Below are 3,074 nucleotides of genomic sequence, written 5' to 3'. Positions count from 1 at the left end.
ACCCTACGGGTACAGTGCGGGGCTCCTGCGATTTCTAGCTGAATGGCGATGATGACCGGACAGCGATAGGCGATAGTTGGTGCAGGGCTTGAAAGGAGGGAGCACGTGCTGGGTGGAGTTTTGGCGATTGCGGCCGCGATTGGCTTGGTGGTCTTGCTGTTGGAAGCGATTCGATATCGCCGCTGGGGATCCGTTCGCCGCTGGCAACCGGCAGTGGGGCTGGGCTTGGTGGCCTTGGCGGCGCTGGGGTGCTGGCTGGGTCAGTTGCCGGATCTGATCCCCCTGGCTTTGTTGTTGGGGGGCCTGGTGGGGGTGGGTTTACTGGGGTTGAGTGGCTGCGGTCGGGCCGGGCAAGGGCTGGTGGTGCTGTTGCTCAGTTTGGCGGCCTGGCAAAGTCTGGCTATCGGCTCCCCCAGTCGCATCGGCATTGCGGAGCAGCATGGAATGCTGTTTCTGTGGGGCTGCGGCCTGGGGATGGGCTTGGTGGGGATCCCTTTGCTGGGGGTCTTGGCCGAAACAGAAGCCCTGTCCTTGCTGATGGCGCTGGGCCAGGGGTGGAGCGGCATTGCCGCCATAACCTGGGGATCTCGCCTGCTGGAGATGGGATCCCAGCCGGATCTCCCTTGGCAGGTGCTGTTGCCGGTGGGGCTGGCCGCCCTCAGCTTGGTGGCAGGCACTGTGCCCCTCTTGACCGCCGCAGAAGACTCCCCCGGGCTGCTGTCGGCAGTGGGGCATGGGGTGGGGTGGCTGGTGGCGTTGGCGCTGGCCTTGGCCTTGACCCGCAACGGCCTATACCAGGATCCCTTCTGGGCCTTGCTCTACGGGGCAGGGGTGCTGCTCTCGTGGGCCTTGCTTGCCTTGGAAAACCAGACGGGACAGGGGATCCCTGCGCCAGGGGAACCTGCTGGCGTCAGCGGGCCGGAGGCTTTAGCCGGTCGCGTCAGCGTTGCCGAGCAACAAGGACGGCTGCTCTGGCGGGCCTGTGTGGGCCTAACGCTGGTGGGCGGAGGAGCGCTGCTGGCGTTGCGGCTGGGGGGATCCTACGGGGCGGCCCTCTTGGGGCTGGGATGTCTGGCTTTTCCCAGCCGTTGGGGGGCCATGGCCGCTTTGTTTTTGTCGGCCCGCCCTCTGCTGCAAAACCTGTTGCACCAGTTCAACCTGCAGGTTGCCGGGATCGACCTCACCCAGCCCTATGTGTCGGCGGCGCTGTACCTGGGCATGGCGGCCATGGCACTGGCGGCGCTCCTGCACTGGCTGTATGGGCCAGACAAACCCCTGCAGACGGGGATCGCCCTGACGCTGGCTAGCCTGGCTTTGCCGGTGGGGGTGGGCTACTTCATTCACGCCCAGCCGCAAGCGGCCTTCCTATTGGGAGCTTTGATGACTGCTTTGATCCTGGCGGCGCTGCAGCCCATCCTCCTGCAGCAGGAGGGAAGAGGGGCGGAATCTCTGGGGATCCGAGGTTTGGGCCTGGCTGTGCTTGCCATTCTGGGATCCAACCTCAGCCGCGATTGGACGGTAACCGGCTTCCATGCCACCCGCCTGGAACGGGCGCTGGTGCTGGCCGGGGTGGTCGGGATCCTGGCGTTGATTCTCCTGCTCTGGCAAGGCTGGAGCCTGTGGCAATCCAGGAGAATGCGCGCCCCTGCCCGCTGTTCGCGTTAGCGGTGCGGAGCACTCTGGTTGTGCGGAGATGAAACCCGTTCCCTTGGGCACCCTTGGCACCTGGCAAGGGATCCTCGGCCCAGAACAAACCGCTGAGGCTCTGGGCAACCCCGGTGTGAAGGTGATCGGATCCCCAGCTCTGTTGACGTTGATCGAGCGGTGCGGCCACAACACCTTGCAGCCCTTCTACGAGCCGGAGGAAGCGGCGGTCGGGATCCGCTTTGCCTTGGAACATCGGTCGGCAGCGGTGGCGGGGGATCCCTTGCAGGTTCGGGTCGAAGTCGTGGCCGTGGAGGGGAGACGCATTCAGTTTCAGGTGGAGATCACCCAGCAGGAGCGGCTGGTGATGCAGGGATCCTACACCTGCCTGGTGGTCGATTTGCCCCGTTTTCTGGCCCGCTATGGATTGACCGCGGAGGATCCCAGTCGGTGCTCAAGCTGTTCGCGTTAGCGGGACGGAGTCCTTTGGGATTGCTGCTGGCCGTCTTTGTGGGAACTCTCTTGTTCTGGCCTCAACAGCTCATTCTGCGCTACCGCAAACCCTGGCAGGGCCCCCTTGCCTGGATCTGGAAATGGCACGGCTGGGGAGGCTGGGCCGTGCGGGGCAGCCGCCGTGGCTGGGAATGGCGTTGGGGATCCCTGCGCCTTCGCGGCCGTTGGCCGGCGCAGCGGGGAGAACGTTGCTCCCCCAGAGATTGGCCCTACCTGTGGAAGCTGGGCAAGCAGCTCCACATCCAATCTTGGCAAGGCGGCGTAGAAATTGGCTTTGCCGATCCAGCTTTGACGGGGCAATGCTTGGGGCTGATCGCCGCTCTACCTCTTCCGTTGGCTCAACACCTGCGCTTGACCTTCACCCGCATCGGTTGGCACGGATGGGGATCCCTGGTGATCCGGTTGCGCGGCTGGCAGGTGCTGGGGCTGGCCTTGAAACTGGGATGGCTCGCCCTATCGCGCCGGTGGGACAGAGTCCTGCGGGCAACCAGGGGGGATCCCCAGCAAAAATAGCCCATGGGACAGCTGGCGTCAGGAGCAAAGCGCTGGGGGGGGAACTGCAGCGCTGACGCGGTCAGGCCGGCTGCAGCGCCGGGCAGCAATTCAACAGAGGCATGACCTACCCGCCTCCCCCTTCGCCCTGGCCGTTGGTAGGGGTGGGGGCAGGTGCTGCAGGGATAATCGGCGGCACAATGTACTGGCGCAGGCAGCGTCGCTGCAGACAACTGCAAAACCAGATCCAAGCTTTGCAAGCTCCTGTTGTGGCGGCTCCTCGCGCTCTTCTGGCTCTTTCGGCTCCTCCTCCCGCCCTTCATCGGGGGGCAGCTCTTCTCGCCACTCTTCGGGCGGCTCCTCCCGTCGTTGCTAGACGAACTCAGCTAGAAATCGCAGGAGCCCCGCACTGTACCCGTAGGGTC

The 3,074-nt window shown here is 64.8% G+C and carries 3 protein-coding genes; all 3 read left to right on the top strand.

Features of this window, described 5'->3' with window-relative positions; all coding sequences use genetic code 11:
* Window positions 1-120: 120 nt before the first annotated feature.
* The 3 genes from NW843_RS12815 to NW843_RS12805 are packed head-to-tail and all read left to right on the top strand — an operon-like array spanning window position 121 to window position 2,670.
* A complete protein-coding gene (locus NW843_RS12815) occupies window positions 121-1,665 on the top strand; it encodes a hypothetical protein (RefSeq protein WP_414523133.1) in 1,545 nt (514 codons plus the stop codon).
* A 28-nt stretch (window positions 1,666-1,693) separates the two neighbouring features.
* Window positions 1,694-2,116 (top strand): thioesterase family protein, encoded by a 423-nt coding sequence (locus NW843_RS12810; protein WP_414416689.1) that lies wholly within the window; start codon window positions 1,694-1,696, stop codon window positions 2,114-2,116.
* Window positions 2,095-2,670, top strand: a complete 576-nt coding sequence (locus tag NW843_RS12805; protein ID WP_414523132.1) for a hypothetical protein — start codon at window positions 2,095-2,097, stop codon at window positions 2,668-2,670. The genes NW843_RS12810 and NW843_RS12805 overlap by 22 nt, the downstream gene beginning before the upstream one ends.
* Window positions 2,671-3,074 lie beyond the last annotated feature (404 nt).

This window comes from Synechococcus sp. R5-12 (assembly GCF_047502655.1).
Lineage (GTDB): Bacteria > Cyanobacteriota > Cyanobacteriia > Thermostichales > Thermostichaceae > Thermostichus.
The sequence above is the reverse complement of the archived record's forward strand: the minus strand, read 5'-3'. Positions and strand labels throughout refer to the sequence as shown.

What these genes read in the sequence shown, in the direction of transcription:
- NW843_RS12810 (WP_414416689.1), top strand. Translation starts at nt 1,694, where the DNA reads ATGAAACCCGTTCCCTTGGGCACCCTTGGCACCTGGCAAGGGATCCTC.